Consider the following 15645-nt stretch of genomic DNA (forward strand, 5'->3'; position numbering starts at 1 on the left):
TGCGCTAAGGAACTCCCATGAGCACCACGACCGCTGTCCAGGCGGCCCCCGCGAAGAAGCGGGGCTCAGGCCTCTTCCAGGGCCTCCAGAAGGTGGGGCGCAGCCTGCAGCTGCCCGTCGCCGTCCTTCCCGCCGCCGGCATCCTGCTGCGGCTCGGGCAGCCCGACGTCTTCGGCGACAAGGGCCTGCACTGGGGGAAGGTCGCGGACGTGTTCGCCGCCGCCGGCAACGGTGTCTTCGGCAACCTGGCGCTGCTGTTCTGCATCGGCGTGGCGATCGGCTTCGCCAAGAAGGCGGACGGGTCGACCGCGCTGGCGGCGATCGTCGGCTACCTGGTCTTCAGGTCGGTGCTGACCGTCTTCCCGATGACCGGCACGGTCACCGCGGCCCTCCCGGAGGGCAAACCGCAGGACCCGGGGGTCTTCGGCGGCATCGTCGTCGGACTGCTCTCCGCCGTGCTGTGGCAGCGCTTCCACCGCACCAAGCTGGTGGACCGGCTGGGCTTCTTCAACGGACGCCGGCTGGTCCCGATCATCATGGCCTTCGTCGGCACCCTGCTCGGCGTGGTCTTCGGGCTGGCCTGGGGGCCGATCGGCTCCGGTCTGACCCACGCCAGCGACTGGCTGGTCAACCTGGGCGCGGTCGGCGCCGGGGTCTACGGGGTCGCCAACCGGCTGCTGATCCCGATCGGCATGCACCAGTTCCTGAACACCTTCTTCCAGCAGCAGGTCGGCAGCTACACCGACGCCACCGGCCACGTCTGGACCGGCGACATCCCGCGCTTCTTCCACGGCGACCCGACGGCGGGCCAGTTCATGTCGGGCTTCTTCCCGATCATGATGTTCGGCCTGCCGGCCGCGGCCCTGGCCATCGCGCACTGCGCCCGTCCCGAGCGGCGCAAGGCGGTGACGGGCATGATGATCTCGGTCGGCCTCACCGCGTTCGTGACCGGCGTCACCGAGCCCATCGAGTTCTCCTTCATGTTCATCGCCCCGGTGCTGTACGGGATCCACGCGCTGCTCACCGGCCTGTCGCTGGCGGTGACCTGGGCGCTGGGCGTGCACGACGGCTTCAGCTTCTCGGCCGGTCTGATCGACTACCTGCTGAACTGGAACCTGGCCACCAAGCCCTGGATGATCATCCCGATCGGCCTGGTCTTCGCGGTGCTGTACTACTCGCTGTTCCGCTTCGCGATCATCAGGTTCAACCTCACCACGCCGGGCCGCGAGCCCGAGGAGGAGATCGAGGACCTCACCAAGGCCTAGAACGAGCCCAGGGCGAAGCTAGAACGAGTAGACCGCGCCGGGCCGGGCCAGCTCCACCGGCCCGGCGTAGGCCGCCGCCGCGTCGGCGCGGTTGCGCTCGGGGTCGGTCCACGGGGGGATGTGGGTCAGTACCAGGCGCCCCACCCCGGCCAGGGCCGCGTGCTCGCCGGCCTCGCGACCGTTCAGGTGGAGGTCCGGGATGTCCTCCTTGCCGTAGGTGAACGCGGCCTCGCTGAGCAGCAGGTCCGCACCGCGGGCCAGCTCGACCAGCTCCGCGCAGGGCCCGGTGTCGCCGCTGTAGACGAAGGACCTGCCGCCGTGCTCGACGCGGAAGGCGTAGGCCTCGACCGGGTGCGCGACCCGCGCCGCGGTGACGGTGAACGGGCCGATCCCGAAGGAGGCCTCGCGCAGGTCGTGGAAGTCGAAGACCTCCTTCATCCCCGGGTGCTCGTCCATGTCGTAGGCCCGGGCCAGCCGCTCGGCCGTGCCGTGCGGCCCGTAGACGGGCACCGGGTCCGGGCAGCCGCCGACCCGGTAGTTGCGGGCGACGTAGTAGGCGCACATGTCGACGCAGTGGTCCGCGTGGAGATGGCTGAGCAGGATCGCGTCGACGTCGTACAGTCCGCAGTAGCGCTGCAGCGCGCCCAGCGCGCCGTTGCCCAGGTCGATCACCAGGCGGTAGCCGTCCGCCTCGACCAGATAGCAGGAGCAGGGCGAATCAGCGGAGGGAAAGCTCCCCGAGCTTCCCACAACGGTCAGTTCCATGCCGCGTACTCCTCGCCGGCTCGTGCCACTGCTGATGACGTCGTGGGCAGAGGACAGTGCCGCTGGCGACACTGCCGTGAGAGTCGAGAGTAAGGCGGAGGCCGGGCTTCGCCGCCGCCCGCAGGGCCGGTTGTGGTCGGAATCACCAGTACGGGGGGAGCCGCGCGCTCCCCCCGTGCGCCCCTGTCGGTGTGCGCGGTCAGTGGTCCCGGTTGCGCGGGCGGCGCGCGCTCCAGGCCCTGATCGTGTCGGCGTACCAGCGGGGGGAGCCGAGCACGGTGATGACATCGGGTTCGGGAAGCATTCCATGGCGCCGATATGATTTCACTGTTTCCGGCTTTACGCCGATATGAGCGGCGATCTCGGTGTAGGACCAGAGCTCTCCATTGCGGGGACTCATCGCGGTACCTCCTCCGGTGGGCGCGTGACCAGGTCTGACGCGGTCTCAGTTCTGGCGTGGCTGTGGCGGTTACAGCCTTTTCCGGCCCAACGAGGCAGAGCCCCCCTGATAGGTCCCTGTCGTTGTTCTGTGACAGTTCCGGATCAGGAAACAGATAAATGAAAGACCCCCGCCGGAGTCTTTCAGGCGGGGGCCTTGTACGGGTGGTGCGGGTGGTCGCGGGTCAGGCCCAGAGCTGCCCCTGCAGCGCCTCGACGGCCTGCTCGGTGGTCTCGGCGGTGTAGATGCCGGTGGACAGGTACTTCCAGCCGCCGTCGGCGACCACGAAGGCGATGTCGGCGCTCTGTCCCGCCTGCGCGGCCTTGCGGGCGACGCCCAGTGCGGCGTGCAGGATCGCACCGGTGGAGACCCCGGCGAAGATCCCCTCCAGCCGCAGCAGCTCCCGGGTGCGGCGGACCGCGTCGGCGGAGCCGACCGAGAAGCGGGTGGTCAGCACCGAGGCGTCGTAGAGCTCGGGGACGAAGCCCTCGTCGAGGTTGCGCAGCCCGTAGACCAGGTCGTCGTAGCGCGGCTCGGCGGCGACGATGCTGACCCCGGGCACCTTCTCGCGCAGGTAGCGGCCGACGCCCATAAGGGTGCCGGTGGTGCCCAGGCCGGCCACGAAGTGGGTGATCCCGGGCAGATCGGCCAGAATCTCCGGGCCGGTCCCGGCGTAGTGGGCGCCGGCGTTGTCGGGGTTGCCGTACTGGTAGAGCATCACCCAGTCGGGGTGCTCGGCGGCCAGTTCCTTGGCGACCCGCACCGCGGTGTTGGACCCGCCGGCGGCAGGCGAGGGGATGACCTCGGCGCCCCACATCCGGAGCAGCTCGCGGCGCTCCTCGCTGGTGTTCTCGGGCATCACGCAGACCATCCGGTAGCCCTTGAGCTTGGCCGCCATCGCCAGCGAGATCCCGGTGTTGCCGCTGGTCGGCTCCAGGACGGTGCAGCCCGGGGTGAGCCGCCCGTCGGCCTCGGCACGTTCGATCATGTGCAGTGCCGGCCGGTCCTTGATGGAGCCGGTGGGGTTGCGGTCCTCCAGCTTGGCCCAGAGGCGTACGACACCCGCCTCGTTGCCGGGCACCGTGGCACTCAGGCGCGGCAGGCCGACCAGGGGGGTGTTGCCGACGGCGTCGAGGTTGGTGTCGTAGCGCATCAGACCGAGCCGCCGGCGACCGCGGGAAGGATGGTGACGCTGTCGCCGGCGCCCAGGGCGGTGTTGATGCCGTCCAGGAACCGCACGTCCTCGTCGTTCAGGTAGACGTTGACGAAGCGGCGCAGCTGGCCGGCGTCGACCAGGCGCTCCCGGATGCCGGGGTGGCGGGCGTCGAGGTCGGCGAAGAGTGCGTCGAGGGTGGCGCCGTCGCCTTCGACGGCCTTGGCGCCGTCGGTGTAGGGACGGAGGATGGTCGGGATGCGGACCTCGATGGCCATGGATGCGCTCCAGAAGATGAGGGTGCGGGGGCGAGGACGCCGGGGGCGGGGATGGCGGCAGGGGGCGTGCCGTGCCGGCCGCGGGACGCGGGGCAGGCGGGACGGGAGGGGCTCGGTTCGCGCTGACTGTGCCGTCGGCGACGCAGTCGTGCGCGCGCCGGCCGCGCGGTGCTCAGCAGGGGCGACAGATGGCGCTGGCGAGACGGCACAGGTCGACGTGCAGCCGCGCCACGAGGCGGATGCCCGGGGCAGGAGTGCTCACATCGAGGGAACGCATGGGCTCATCGTATAGATTCCCGACCCCCGAAAGGGATGCCCGTCCCACTCTGCGGATGGTCTCGTCCCACATGACGGGAACGACACGGGCCCGACCCGGCCCAGGACCGGCCGCGCCGGGCTCCGGAGGTCCTGCGGGGACCGCTCAGGCGGCGTCCCCGACGATGGTCACGTCTTCCTCTGTGATCTCGCCGTCCACGATGCGGAACGAGCGGAACTGGAACGGGCCCTCCTCGGTGCCGCACTCGGCGGTGGAGACCAGCACGTAGTGGGCCTGTGGCTCGGAGGCGTAGGAGACGTCGGTCCGCGAGGGGTAGGCCTCGGTCGCGGTGTGCGAGTGGTAGACCACCACCGGCTCCTCGTCCCGGTCGTCCAGCTCCCGGTAGAGCTTGAGCAGGTCACCCGAGTCGAACTCGTAGAAGGTGGGCGAGCGGGCGGCGTTGAGCATCGGGATGAACCGCTCGGGCCGGTCGGTACCGGCCGGCCCGGCGACCATGCCGCAGGCCTCGTCGGGGTGGTCGGCGCGGGCGTGGGCGACGATCGCGTCGTGCAGGGCGCGGGTGATGGTCAGCATGGCGCCAGGATAGGCGGCCCCGCCCGGCCACCCCTCAGCCGTCCACCGCCCCCGGCCGCCCGTCGCCCGTCGGCCTCAGTTGCCCATCAGTACGTCCAGCAGCGTCTCCTGCAGCCCGCCGAGCCACAGGTACGCCATCATCAGCGGCTTGCGCGGGTCCTCGTCCGGCAGCCGGTACAGCGCCTCGGCCTCCTCCGGGTCGTCGCTGACGTCCAGCCGGGTGCCGAGGGTGAGCCGCAGGTCGTTCAGCGCGCCGAGCCAGTGCCGGCAGTCCTCCGCCTTGAGGTGCAGCACCACCCGCCCCTTGCGGCCGCTGGACCCGCCGTCGATGCCGCGGACCAGGGCCAGCGCGTCGTCGCGCTTGCGGGTCCGCAGGTCGTTCTCGGTGTAGCGGCGGAACTCGGCGGAGTGCTCCGCCGCGTCGTCGCCCTCCCCGTACGCGTCGGGGAAGAGCCGGGCCAGGGCCGGGTCGGCGGGCGGCTTGCTCGGGCCCTCGGCGAAGAGCCGGGCCAGCGGGTCCGCGTCCTCGTCCGGCTCGTCCTCCGGACCGAGGAGTTCCAGCATCTGGACGGTGAGGCTGCGCAGGATGGACGCCTCGACGGCGTCCAGGGTGAGCGAGGCACCGCCGTGGCGTGCGGGTTCGAACAGTCCGGCCATGAGGGGGTCCGTGGGGCCTTTCCTGGTGGGTGCACCTGACGGTGCCGTGGGTCTGGTGGTGGTGCCGGCGTGACCGTGGTGAGGGGGTGTCACTTGTCGTGCTGGAGCGTGGCCCACAGACCGTATCCGTGCATCGCCTGCACGTCGCGCTCCATCTCCTCGCGGCTGCCGCTGGAGACCGTCGCCCGACCCTTGTGGTGCACGTCCATCATCAGCTTCCGGGCCTTCTCCTTCGGGTAGCCGAAGTAGGACTGGAACACGTAGACGACGTAACTCATGAGGTTGACCGGGTCGTTGTGAACGATCGTCACCCAGGGGGTGTCCGGGTCAGGCACCTCCCAGGTGGCCGACTCCGACTCGGTGCGCTCGATCTCGACCGGCGCGACGCTCACGGTGTGGCTCCTGTTCGGGTGGTGGGGAAGCTGCTGCCTCGGCAACTGTCTGTGCATAACTGTCTGGGCACCATGCTGCCATCCAGGGGATTTCATAGCGATCCGGGACTCCGGAACCGGGCACCGACCGAGAAATCGTCAAAGTGACGAGTATTAGCGGTAGCATCATCTGCATGGACGCCGCTCTCCTGCCTGCCACCGCGAGTACCGCCTCCACCGCGCTGCTCACCGACCGCTACGAGCTCACCATGCTCCAGGCCGCGTTGCGCAGCGGCGCGGGCCGGCGGCGCTCGGTCTTCGAGGTCTTCACCCGACGCCTGCCCGAGGGCCGCCGCTACGGCGTGACCGCGGGCACCGGCCGGATCCTGGACGCCGTCGAGACCTTCCGCTTCACCAGTCCGCAGCTGGACTGGCTGTCCGACCAGCGGGTGGTGGACGAGCCCACCCTCTCCTGGCTGGCGAACTACCGCTTCACCGGCGACATCCGCGGCTACGGCGAGGGCGAGTGCTACTTCCCCGGCTCGCCGCTGCTGGTGGTCGAGGGCAGCTTCGCCGAGGCGGTGATCCTGGAGACGGTGATCCTCTCGATCCTGAACTACGACTCGGCCATCGCCGCCGCCGCGTCGCGGATGTCCGCCGCCGCCGGGACCCGGCCGCTGATCGAGATGGGCGCACGCCGGGCGCACGAGCAGGCGGCCGTCTCCGCCTCCCGCGCCGCCTACGTGGCCGGCTTCTCGGCCACCTCCGACCTGCAGGCCGGCTTCCGCTACGGCATCCCCACCGCCGGGACCAGCGCCCACGCCTTCACCCTGCTGCACGACAGCGAGCGGGACGCGTTCACCGCCCAGATCGAGTCGATGGGGCGCGGCACCACCCTGCTCATCGACACCTACGACCTGGCCGAGGCGGTCCGCACCGCGATCGACGTGGCCGGCCCCGAACTCGGCGCGGTCCGGATCGACTCCGGCGACCTGCTGATGCTGGCGCACCGGGTCCGGCGGCAACTGGACGAGCTGGGCGCGGAGAAGACCAGGATCACCGTCACCAGCGACCTGGACGAGTACGCGATCGCCGCCCTGGGCAGCGCCCCGGTGGACGGCTACGGCGTCGGCACCTCGCTGGTCACCGGCAGCGGCCAGCCGACCTGCGCGATGGTCTACAAGCTGGTGGCCCGGGCCGCCTCGGACGACCCGAAGGCGCCCCTGGTGCCGGTGGCGAAACGCTCTGCCGGGGCCAAGTCCAGCCGGGGCGGGCGCAAGTGGGGCGCACGGCGGCTGGACGCCGAGGGCGTCGCCGAGGCCGAGGTCATCGGCACCGGCCCGGTCCCGCAGGACCTGGCCGACCGGCAGCTGCAGATTCCGCTGGTGCAGGCGGGCGAGATCGTCGGCCGCGAGCCGCTGTCCGCCGCCCGCGAGCGCCACCTGCGGTCGCGCGAGCAGCTCCCGATGTCGGCCACCCAGCTGTCCAAGGGCGACCCGGTGATCCCCTCCGAGTACGTCACCCGCTCGGGCCACGCCGGCTGAACGCCGCCCGGATCCCGCCCGAGCACGCCGGGGCGGGATCCGGCCGAGCCGGAGTCCGCAGACCCCTCGCCGTGGGGCCCGCCGCTCCCTAATCTCGTTCCAGCAGCGCCCGTCCTCCAAAGGCGCCCGTCCCCGCACCGGTCCAAGGAGCAGTCATGCACCGCGCACTGATCATCGTCGACGTGCAGAACGACTTCTGCGAGGGCGGCAGCCTCCCGGTGACGGGCGGGGCGGAGGTCGCCGCCTCGATCACCGACCTGGTCGCCGACCGCACCGCCGGATACACCCACGTGCTGGCCACCCGCGACCACCACATCGACCCCGGCAGCCACTTCTCGGCCACCCCCGACTTCGCCGCCAGCTGGCCGCCGCACTGCGTGGCCGGCACCGAGGGCGTCGGCTTCCACCCCAACTTCGCGCCCAGCGTCACCTCCGGCGCGGTCGAGGCGGTGTTCGACAAGGGCGCCCACGCCGCCGCCTACAGCGGCTTCGAGGGCTTCGACGAGAACGGGGTCGGCCTGGGCGACTGGCTGCGCGAGCGCGGGGTGACCGAGGTCGACGTCGTCGGCATCGCCACCGACCACTGCGTGCGGGCGACCGCGCTCGACGCCGCCCGCGCGGGCTTCGTCACCCGGGTCCTGCTGGACCTCACCGCGGGCGTGGCCAAGGAGTCGACGGAGACGGCGCTGGAGCAGATGCAGGCGGCCGGAGTGATCCTCACCGGCACCCCCGTGGTGATCGCCGGCTGACCCCGGACCGGCACGCGACCTGACCCAGTCCGTACGACTGTGGCATGTGCGTACGGCATGACGGCACGTCAGAAACCCTTCCGCCGGAGAGATGATCCCGTGCGCCCCCCATGCATCGTGACTCCGGGTTAGGGTAGGGTCACCGGCTTCCCGGCCGGGTACATGGCTGGTGAACCCTGCGAAACTCGACAGGCCGTTCGGGCGCACTCCGCCGCGAGTGGCACGCTGCCCGAACCCCATGCTGAGCTCCAGAGCGAACGACAGTTCGACCGTGGGCCTCGACCCCCCTTGGCCCGCCGCCCCGAAGCTAAGGACGGAACAGCCATGCCACGCCTGACACCCGCCCAGATCTGCTACGGCACGCTCGCCGTCGTCGTCGCGACGGTCGCCCTGCTCGCCGCGTCGGGCGCCCACAGCCTGCTGGCCATATCGCTGCTGGTGATCCTCGGCCTCACCCTCGGCACGATCGCCGCGGCGCTCGCCATCACCGCTCCGGTCCGCCGGGGGACGGCACCGGGGCGCAGCCGCACCGTCGCGCGGAGCGGACCGCGGTCGTCGCCGCAGGTCGAAGCCATCCCAGCCCGGGAGCGCGCACACCACTAGCGCCGCGCCGCCGCCGACGCGGGACAGCCGGAGCCGCGACAGCTGGAGACCGGACAGCAGAGACGGACGGGGCGGAACGGGGCCGCCGCCGTCCGTCGCCGCGCGTCCGGGGACCGTGCGTCAGAGCACCTTGACGACAACGGTCTTGGCGGCCTTGTCGTGCAGGCACTGCTGGTAGGGCCGGTCCCAGGTGCACCAGAGCGCGTCCACGATCTGCCACAGGCAGCAGACGATGCCCGGCAGGGTCCACACCGCGGCCCGGATCCAGCCGACCGAACCGACCGGCATGGCACCGTTCGCGAGCACCGCGACCCGGATCCGCATCACCTTCTTGCCGACCGTCTGTCCGCCGGCCATCGTGAGCATCAGGCCCTCGTAGAGGAAGTTCAGCAGGACCAGCAGGATCTCGACGGCGAAGGTGAAGCCGGTGCGGTCCCTGGAGTTGGCGAAGGCCGCCACCAGGGACAGCGGCACGGCGATGATCGCCAGCAGTACCCAGTCGATGATCCGGGCCACCAGCCGCGTGCCGACCCCACCCAGCGGGGGCATGACGTCCTGCACGCCGCCGGCCGGGCCCCCGGCGGGGCCGTAGGACTGCCCGCCGCCGTACTGGCCACCTCCGTACCGACCACCGCCATAGGGGTTGGGGTCCGATGGAGGGGCCCCGTACGGGCTCCCCCCGTAGGGGGGCGGGGTGTCGTACGGGGAGCCGCCCCCGGTGGGCTTCTCGAACGACGGCGGGGTCGGCTCTCCGGGCGGCTCAGGTGTCGTCATAGCGCGAGTAGATCACCTGATGGTGCATCAGACGCGGACCTCCCACGTGCGCCCACCCGAACAGGTGAGCACCCGAACAGGTCACCGACGCGGCCGCTTCGGGACCCGCACGGCGACGAAGGTGCCCGCCACCTTGTCGTGCCAGCACTGCCGCCAGGGACGGTCGAACAGGCACCAGGCCACCCCCAGCAGCCCGACGCCGAGCGCCAGCAGCACCTGGTACGCGAGCCAGCGGCCGATCGCCGCGCCGAAGCGGGGCGTACGCCGGGTCCTGCGGTCCAGGACCCGCAGTCCGAACAGCGCCTTGCCGGGAGTCCGGCCCCAGAAGGCGGTCGGCAGCCCTTCGTACAGCAGGCCCACCACCAGCAGCGCCAGCAGCAGCTGCCCGAGGTCGGCCAGGACGGTCGAGTCGACCAGCCACACCGTGGTCGCGCCCGGCAGCGCCCGCGCGGCGTCGAGCTTGTCCTGCAGATGCCCCTGCATCCGCTGCAGCAACGGCAGCGTGAGCGCGGCGACGGCCGCACCGACGACGGCCGCGTCCACCAGCCGCGCGGCGAGCCTGCGCCCCAGCAGCGCGGGCCGGGGTGCCCCCGAAGCCGCGACCGCGCGGGCGCCCCGACCCGCCCGTGCGGTCGGCACGCCGGTCGGCCCGCCCCCGGACGGCTGCGCGGCGACCACCTCCACGGCGACGGCAGGGGCGCTCCGCCCGGCCGCACCCCCCTGTGCCGGCGCCGCGCGGCGGCCCGACCGGCCGCCACCCGGTCCCCGCTCGCCCGTCCCCGGGGTCGGCGCGGCAGCGGCGGGCGGGGCAGGCGCCGGCGGGGTGGCCACGGGCGCGGCAGCGGTGGGCGGGGCCGGCGCGGGCGTCGGCACCAGAGTCAGCGGCGGTGGAGACGGGGCCTGGGCCGGGGCGGGCGTTGACGCCGGTGCGGGGGCGGCGGTCGATGCGGAGGTCGGCGTCGGGGCGGTACGGCCACCGCCGAGGGAGGTGAGCGGAGGTGCGGTGAGCGGGGGCGCGGTGAGCGGGGGCGCGTAGCGAGGCTGCGGCGACAGATCGTCGACGGGGGCGGAGGATGCCCCCACCGGGGCGTACGGCGGCAGCGCGAGCGGGGCCCTGACCGCGCCGAGGGGCGTGAGCCCGCCCGGCGGGGCGGAGGCGGCACCCTCGTCACCGCGCGGCAGGAGGGCGAGGTGTGGCTCCGCCGTTTCGCCGGGGAGCGGCGGGACCGGATCACCGGTGGCGGCGCCGTCGATGTCGGGCGGGGTGGCCCCGGGGGTGCCCCAGGTGACCCAGCGCGGGGCGGAGGCGGTCTCCAGGAGTCCCCGCTGCTGGCCGGCGTCGGCCACCCAGCGGCTCTCGGCCCCCGGGTCCGGCAGCGTCCGCTGGAGGCCCGCGTCGCCGGACAGTCCCCGGTCCCCGGCCGGACCCGGACCGCTCGGCAGGCCCTGGCCTCCACCCGGGCCCGGGCCGTCACCGAAGCCCTGATCACCCGACAGACCCAGGTGGCCGGCCAGATCCGGGTCAACGGACAGGTTCGGGCCAACCCGCAGGCCCGGGCCGTTGGACAGGCTCAGGTAGTTGGCCAGATCCAGGTCCTCGGGAAGGTCGGGGGCCTCGGGCAGGTCCGGGTCAGCGGGCAGGTCCCGGCCCACCGGCCGGCCCGGGCCGTGGGACGGGCCCGGGTCATGGGACCCGTGCGGATCGTCGGGGAGGTCCGGGGCCGCGTGCCGAGAGCGGTGGTCGGACCTCAGGTCATGACCGGCCCCGGACTCATCGGTGAGGCCGGGGTAGCCGCCGGTCGCGTCGAGGTAGATCAGGCCGGACTGTTCCAGCTCCGGCCCGAACCCGAGCCCCGCCCCCGGCGCCCGTTCCCACGCCTGCTCCCGCGCCGGCTCCTCGGACGGACGGCCCAGCGGCCGGGGCGGGGGCACAAAGCGCATCGAGGGGGCGGCCGCACGCGCCGCCGCCGCGCGTGGTGGCGCGAGCTCCTCGTCCTCGGCCGGAGCCGGGCGGCTGGTCCCCGGCAGCCAGCCCAGACCGTCCCAGTAGCGGACGAATCCAGGGATCGAGGGGTCCGGGTAGTAGCCGGCCGGTGGCGTACCGCCTGCCTCGGCGTCTGTGCTGGGGGGAACAGCCGTCATGCGAAGGTGACCCGCTTCGTCTGCTTGGCCGGGGGGCACCGTGCACGCCCCGTCGTCGAGTAGTGACAAAGCGTAGTACTCCTGGTGGGCCGCGCGGGCGGATGCGCCGCAACCCGCCACAAGAACCCCCGCGAATGCTGTAAGAGTCCCGAACCTCCCCGCTCTCTTCCTGTGACGGTGCACAGCACGAGGAAAGGCAGAGCGATGAACAGCGGCGCGAGGGACGGCGGAGCAATGAACGGCGACGAGCACCGGGACGACGACGACACCCAGGTCCAGCAGAAGCTGAAGGTCAACCTCGTCCTCTCCCCCGAGCACAGCATCCCGGTCCCCGCGCTGCTCAGCTACCGCGCGAACGATCCGTTCGCCGTGCACATCACCTTCCATCTGGGCCAGGAGTCGCCGGTGACCTGGGTCTTCGCGCGAGAGCTGCTGATCGAGGGGGTGTTCCGCGCCTGCGGGCACGGGGACGTGCGGGTCTGGCCGACCCGGCTGAACGGGCGCAGCGTGGTCTGCCTGGCACTGAGCTCCCCGGCGGGGGACGCGCTGCTGGAGGCTCCGGCCGGAGCGGTGGCGTCCTGGCTGGAGCGTTCGCTGCGACTGGTGCCCCCGGGGCGCGAGGACGCGGGCCTGGATGTGGACGGGGCCCTGGCCGACCTCCTCGCCGACCAGTGACGCGGGCACGGACCCATCCGCCCGCCCGTACGGCCTCCCGCTCAGCGCTCGGCGAGGGCGTCCGCGCGGTGCTCGCCGTGCGGACCGCGACCGCGCTCGCCGCGCTGCTGGCGGCCGATCCGCCCGGGCGAGGTGCCCCGCTGCCGCCGCAGGTGCCGGCGCAGTCGCTCCCCCGCCAGGGCCAGGAACGCCAGGCCCATCAGCGGGTACAGCGCCGCGAGCGGTTCCAGGTACCAGGCGAGGTGGAGGTTGCTCAGCCCCTTGTGCGGGACCAGCCACATCGAGAAGGAGCAGAACCCGAACCCGGTCGCGACGAAGACCGCACGCCAGCGCCGTCCGACGGGCGGTCCCGCAGGCCTTCCGGCCCGCGTCCGTGCTTGGGCCCGCTCGGCGGCGGCCTCGGCCGCGAGCAGGACCAGGATCGGCACGCACCAGATCCAGTGGTGGGTCCAGCTGATCGGGGACACCAGCAGCGCGGTCACCGCGACGACCAGCACCGACCAGGCGCGGGCCCTCGGGAACCCGGCGGCGTGGCGGTGGATGAGCACCCCGATCGTCAGCCCGGCCACCGCCACGAGCACGGTGAGCACCAGCGCGACGGTGCCGCCGGCGGGCGTCCGCAGGCCGCGTTCGACCAGCCCGCGCAGCGACTGGTTGTCGACGATGAACTCCTTGCCGACCCGGCTGGTGTCGAAGACGTACCTGCTCCAGAACGCCCAGGAGGCCCGGGGCAGGACCAGTGCGCCGACCACGATGGTGCCCAGGCAGGCCAGCCCCGCCGTCACCGCCGCCCGTACCCGGCCGCTGAGCAGCAGGTACACGGCGAACAGCCCCGGCGTGAGCTTGATCGCGGCGGCCAGACCGAGGGCGACGCCCTTGCCCCGCCTGCTGTCCGGGCGGGTCAGGTCGTAGAGCGCGAGGACGCCGACGACCAGGTTGATCTGCCCGTACCGCAGCGTGGTGAACACGGGTTCGAGCCAGACGCCGAGGCCCACGACCAGGAACACCAGCGCGGGGCGCAGGCTCCGGCGCGGCCAGCCGACCAGGACGGCGGAGAGGTGGCCGAAGGCACCGAGCAGCAGCAGGTTGCCGCCGGTGACCAGGATCCGCAACAGGCCGACCGGCAGCCATGCGGTCGGGGTGAACAGCATCGCCGCGAACGGCGGGTAGGTCGCCGGCAGGGACCACTTGGTCACCCGGATGTCGTAGAGGTCGTGCCCGTGGGCGACCGCCGCACCCTCGGCGCGGTAGACCACCATGTCCACCATGGACACGCCGACCAGGTGGCGGGTCACCGCATAGGCGAGCAGCGAGCCCAGCCCGACCCAGAACGCGATCAGCGTCTGCCGCCGTGGAGCCTCCCGGAGGACGGTGCGCAGCCGGGTCGGCAGCGCCGTCACGGCACCGCCGCGGCCTGTGCTGTCCCACTCAAGACTCGTCACGCGGACACTCCTCGTTGCAGGCTCCGGGTGACCCCCGCAGGGCCGCCGCGCGTCCTGGACCAGCATGGACCGGCATCCCAGGTAACCACGGGACGGCGGAGGACGAACACTTCAGAGCACGTGCGGGTGACGTCGCGGGCCCCCGGCGAGTGCCGGGGGCCCGCGTACCGGGGGACGATGTCGAGGTCAGCCGATGTAGGCCCCGAACGCCTTGGCGAAGGCGTACGTGGACTGCAGGATGCTGCTGCAGCTGGCGTCCGCCCAGGCGGTGGCGCCGCCGGAGCACTGCTGGTCGCGGGTCGCGGACCACATCGAGAGCCAGGCCAGGTGCTTGGTGGCGGCGAAGGCCGCGAGCTGCTGCGCGTCGGCGACGGTGAACACCTCGGTGTTGGTGTCGTTGACGCCGATCATCGGGGTGACCGCGACATGGTTCCAGGCCGCCGCGTCGGAGAGCCCGAAGATGCTCTTGACCTGCGCCTGGGTGGCGGTGGCCGCGTCGATGGCGTAGGTGCCCATCTTGCCGCTGGGGCTGGGGGCGGCGCCGTCGCCGTAGTCCATGGCCATGATGTTGACGGCGGAGACGTCCACGCCGTTGGTCTTCGCGTCCTGCAGCAGGTCGGTGCCGGACTGGACCAGGCCGCTGGGCAGCACCGGGAGGGTGAAGGAGACCTCCAGGGTCTTCCCCTTGGCCTTGGCGGCGGCCTGCAGCTGGGCGATGGCCTGGTCACGGCGGGTGATCCCGGCGGTGTCGGTGGTCGCGCCGCCCTCGACATCGAAGTCGACCTTGGTCAGCCCGTAGGCGTTGATGACCTGCTGGTAGGCGGCGGCCAGCGAGCTGACGGAGGTGCAGGACTCGGCGAGCTCGGTGCCGTTGGCCCCGCCGAAGGAGACCCGGACGTCCCCGCCGGCCGCGCGGAGCTGCGCGATCTGCCCGGGCACGCCGCTGGTGTCGATCGGGCTGACGCCGCCCCAGGCCGGGGTGCAGGCGCTGCCGGCGGTGATGAAGGCCAGGTTGTAGCTCTTCGCCCCACCAGCCCTGCCCGCCGCGACGGTGTCGTACGCGGGGTAGAGCGAGGTGTCGACGTACGGGGAGAAGCCGGCGCCGGTGGCGCTGCCCGTCCCCGATCCGCCGGTGCCACCGGTGCCACCGGTGCCCGAGCCGGTGGTCGCCGTGGCGGACGGGATCGGGGCCGGGCTCTTGCTCGGCGAGGAGCCGGCGCTCGCGCTGGCACTCGGACCCGCGCTGGTGGGCTGGCCACTGGGGGTCGGGGCACTGCCCGTGGAGCAGTCCGCACCGTTGATCGCGCAGCCGGTCGGCGCGCCGGAGCCGTTCACCACAAAGCCGACGACGGCGTGCTGCCCGGTGCCGAGGGTACTGTCCCAGCTCGCCGGGGTGACCGTGATGTGCTGGCCGCTGGCGGTGAAGGTGGCGTTCCACAGCGAGCTGATGGACGCGCCGGCCGGCAGGTCGAAGCTCAGCTTCCAGTCACTGATGGTGCTGCTGCCGCCGTTGCTGACGTCGTACTGCCCGGTGTAGCCGGTGCCCCAGTCGCTGGCGGTGGAGTACACCGCTCCGACGGTGGCCGCACTGGCGCCGGAGGCGAGCGCGATGACGGTGCCGCCGACCAGCGCGGCCGCGACGGCGGAGGCTCCGAGGAGGGTGCCCCGGCGGGATCGGCGGCGGCGGGAACCTGCGGCGGGGCGGGCGTTCCGGGCGTGCGACGTCATGCGGATACCTCCGGTACGGGTGCGGAGGCCGGATCGCGTGGGGGAAGGGCCCGGGACGCACACCCTCCTGACGTGGTGTCATCCCGGCCTCCCGATCCGGCCGTCGCCGACGCTATCTGCCAACCGGCCCTCCGGAACCCCGGCTCAGACAGGGGTAGAGCTCCCTTAGGCCCCGGTTAAGGAACCCGCCCGAATCAACCCCGCAGCGGC

General features: G+C 72.6%; 17 protein-coding genes. 5 read left to right on the forward strand and 12 right to left on the reverse strand.

The window, feature by feature from the left end; genetic code table 11:
• The first annotated feature begins 17 nt into the window (after positions 1-17).
• Positions 18-1265 carry a PTS transporter subunit EIIC gene (locus ABH925_RS27190; RefSeq protein WP_370151795.1) on the forward strand — a complete coding sequence of 416 codons (1248 nt, stop codon included), beginning with the start codon at positions 18-20 and terminating at the stop codon, positions 1263-1265.
• Positions 1266-1283: 18 nt separating this feature from the next.
• On the opposite strand, the gene ABH925_RS27195 is transcribed toward ABH925_RS27190, so the two are convergent.
• From ABH925_RS27195 to clpS, 8 genes are all read right to left on the reverse strand, one after another.
• The gene (locus ABH925_RS27195; RefSeq protein WP_370151796.1) at positions 1284-2030 is read right to left on the reverse strand and encodes an MBL fold metallo-hydrolase; all 747 of its coding nucleotides are present in this window, start codon (positions 2028-2030) and stop codon (positions 1284-1286) included.
• A gap of 199 nt (positions 2031-2229) precedes the next feature.
• Positions 2230-2430, reverse strand: a complete 201-nt coding sequence (locus ABH925_RS27200) for a helix-turn-helix transcriptional regulator (RefSeq protein ID WP_370151798.1) — start codon at positions 2428-2430, stop codon at positions 2230-2232.
• Positions 2431-2653: 223 nt separating this feature from the next.
• Positions 2654-3622, reverse strand: a complete 969-nt coding sequence (locus ABH925_RS27205; protein ID WP_370151800.1) for a PLP-dependent cysteine synthase family protein — start codon at positions 3620-3622, stop codon at positions 2654-2656.
• A complete protein-coding gene (locus ABH925_RS27210; RefSeq protein ID WP_370151802.1) occupies positions 3622-3900 on the reverse strand; it encodes a MoaD/ThiS family protein in 279 nt (92 codons plus the stop codon). Before ABH925_RS27210 ends, ABH925_RS27205 begins: the two co-directional genes overlap by 1 nt.
• A gap of 172 nt (positions 3901-4072) precedes the next feature.
• Positions 4073-4177, reverse strand: a complete 105-nt coding sequence (locus tag ABH925_RS27215) for a putative leader peptide (protein WP_370151803.1) — start codon at positions 4175-4177, stop codon at positions 4073-4075.
• Positions 4178-4321: 144 nt separating this feature from the next.
• The gene (locus ABH925_RS27220; protein ID WP_370151804.1) at positions 4322-4750 is read right to left on the reverse strand and encodes a Mov34/MPN/PAD-1 family protein; all 429 of its coding nucleotides are present in this window, start codon (positions 4748-4750) and stop codon (positions 4322-4324) included.
• 75 nt (positions 4751-4825) lie between these two features.
• On the reverse strand, positions 4826-5407 hold the full coding sequence (locus ABH925_RS27225; protein WP_370151806.1) for a DUF2017 domain-containing protein: 582 nt from the start codon (positions 5405-5407) through the stop codon (positions 4826-4828).
• An 89-nt stretch (positions 5408-5496) separates the two neighbouring features.
• On the reverse strand, positions 5497-5856 hold the full coding sequence (gene clpS / locus ABH925_RS27230; protein WP_370151807.1) for an ATP-dependent Clp protease adapter ClpS: 360 nt from the start codon (positions 5854-5856) through the stop codon (positions 5497-5499).
• Positions 5857-5972: 116 nt separating this feature from the next.
• Here clpS and ABH925_RS27235 point away from each other — a divergent pair, with 116 nt between their 5' ends.
• The 3 genes from ABH925_RS27235 (at position 5973) to ABH925_RS27245 (ending at position 8674) form a co-directional block, all read left to right on the forward strand.
• A complete protein-coding gene (locus ABH925_RS27235; protein ID WP_370151809.1) occupies positions 5973-7322 on the forward strand; it encodes a nicotinate phosphoribosyltransferase in 1350 nt (449 codons plus the stop codon).
• Between the two features lie 155 nt (positions 7323-7477).
• The gene (locus ABH925_RS27240) at positions 7478-8071 is read left to right on the forward strand and encodes a nicotinamidase (protein WP_370151811.1); all 594 of its coding nucleotides are present in this window, start codon (positions 7478-7480) and stop codon (positions 8069-8071) included.
• 324 nt (positions 8072-8395) lie between these two features.
• On the forward strand, positions 8396-8674 hold the full coding sequence (locus ABH925_RS27245; protein WP_370151813.1) for a hypothetical protein: 279 nt from the start codon (positions 8396-8398) through the stop codon (positions 8672-8674).
• A gap of 120 nt (positions 8675-8794) precedes the next feature.
• Here the strand turns inward: ABH925_RS27245 and ABH925_RS27250 are convergent, their stop codons facing one another.
• The gene (locus ABH925_RS27250) at positions 8795-9448 is read right to left on the reverse strand and encodes an RDD family protein (RefSeq protein ID WP_370151814.1); all 654 of its coding nucleotides are present in this window, start codon (positions 9446-9448) and stop codon (positions 8795-8797) included.
• An 81-nt stretch (positions 9449-9529) separates the two neighbouring features.
• A complete protein-coding gene (locus ABH925_RS27255; protein ID WP_370151816.1) occupies positions 9530-11590 on the reverse strand; it encodes an RDD family protein in 2061 nt (686 codons plus the stop codon).
• Positions 11591-11824: 234 nt separating this feature from the next.
• Here ABH925_RS27255 and ABH925_RS27260 point away from each other — a divergent pair, with 234 nt between their 5' ends.
• Positions 11825-12265: an SsgA family sporulation/cell division regulator gene (locus tag ABH925_RS27260; RefSeq protein ID WP_370151922.1), complete on the forward strand. Its 441-nt coding sequence runs from the start codon at positions 11825-11827 to the stop codon at positions 12263-12265.
• A gap of 41 nt (positions 12266-12306) precedes the next feature.
• Here ABH925_RS27260 and ABH925_RS27265 read toward each other — a convergent pair whose 3' ends face one another.
• Together ABH925_RS27265 and ABH925_RS27270 are read right to left on the reverse strand one after the other, a co-directional pair.
• Positions 12307-13707 (reverse strand): glycosyltransferase 87 family protein, encoded by a 1401-nt coding sequence (locus ABH925_RS27265; RefSeq protein ID WP_370151818.1) that lies wholly within the window; start codon positions 13705-13707, stop codon positions 12307-12309.
• Positions 13708-13893: 186 nt separating this feature from the next.
• Positions 13894-15435: a cellulose binding domain-containing protein gene (locus ABH925_RS27270; protein WP_370151820.1), complete on the reverse strand. Its 1542-nt coding sequence runs from the start codon at positions 15433-15435 to the stop codon at positions 13894-13896.
• Positions 15436-15645 lie beyond the last annotated feature (210 nt).

This window comes from Streptacidiphilus sp. EB129, assembly GCF_041262645.1.
Classification (GTDB): domain Bacteria; phylum Actinomycetota; class Actinomycetes; order Streptomycetales; family Streptomycetaceae; genus Streptacidiphilus.

Coding starts and splice junctions, on each gene's coding strand:
- ABH925_RS27190 (WP_370151795.1), top strand. CDS start 18: ATGAGCACCACGACCGCTGTCCAGGCGGCCCCCGCGAAGAAGCGGGGC.
- ABH925_RS27195 (WP_370151796.1), bottom strand. CDS start 2,030: ATGGAACTGACCGTTGTGGGAAGCTCGGGGAGCTTTCCCTCCGCTGAT.
- ABH925_RS27200 (WP_370151798.1), bottom strand. CDS start 2,430: ATGAGTCCCCGCAATGGAGAGCTCTGGTCCTACACCGAGATCGCCGCT.
- ABH925_RS27205 (WP_370151800.1), bottom strand. CDS start 3,622: ATGCGCTACGACACCAACCTCGACGCCGTCGGCAACACCCCCCTGGTC.
- ABH925_RS27210 (WP_370151802.1), bottom strand. CDS start 3,900: ATGGCCATCGAGGTCCGCATCCCGACCATCCTCCGTCCCTACACCGAC.
- ABH925_RS27215 (WP_370151803.1), bottom strand. CDS start 4,177: ATGCGTTCCCTCGATGTGAGCACTCCTGCCCCGGGCATCCGCCTCGTG.
- ABH925_RS27220 (WP_370151804.1), bottom strand. CDS start 4,750: ATGCTGACCATCACCCGCGCCCTGCACGACGCGATCGTCGCCCACGCC.
- ABH925_RS27225 (WP_370151806.1), bottom strand. CDS start 5,407: ATGGCCGGACTGTTCGAACCCGCACGCCACGGCGGTGCCTCGCTCACC.
- clpS (WP_370151807.1), bottom strand. CDS start 5,856: ATGCACAGACAGTTGCCGAGGCAGCAGCTTCCCCACCACCCGAACAGG.
- ABH925_RS27235 (WP_370151809.1), top strand. CDS start 5,973: ATGGACGCCGCTCTCCTGCCTGCCACCGCGAGTACCGCCTCCACCGCG.
- ABH925_RS27240 (WP_370151811.1), top strand. CDS start 7,478: ATGCACCGCGCACTGATCATCGTCGACGTGCAGAACGACTTCTGCGAG.
- ABH925_RS27245 (WP_370151813.1), top strand. CDS start 8,396: ATGCCACGCCTGACACCCGCCCAGATCTGCTACGGCACGCTCGCCGTC.
- ABH925_RS27250 (WP_370151814.1), bottom strand. CDS start 9,448: ATGACGACACCTGAGCCGCCCGGAGAGCCGACCCCGCCGTCGTTCGAG.
- ABH925_RS27255 (WP_370151816.1), bottom strand. CDS start 11,590: ATGACGGCTGTTCCCCCCAGCACAGACGCCGAGGCAGGCGGTACGCCA.
- ABH925_RS27260 (WP_370151922.1), top strand. CDS start 11,825: ATGAACGGCGACGAGCACCGGGACGACGACGACACCCAGGTCCAGCAG.
- ABH925_RS27270 (WP_370151820.1), bottom strand. CDS start 15,435: ATGACGTCGCACGCCCGGAACGCCCGCCCCGCCGCAGGTTCCCGCCGC.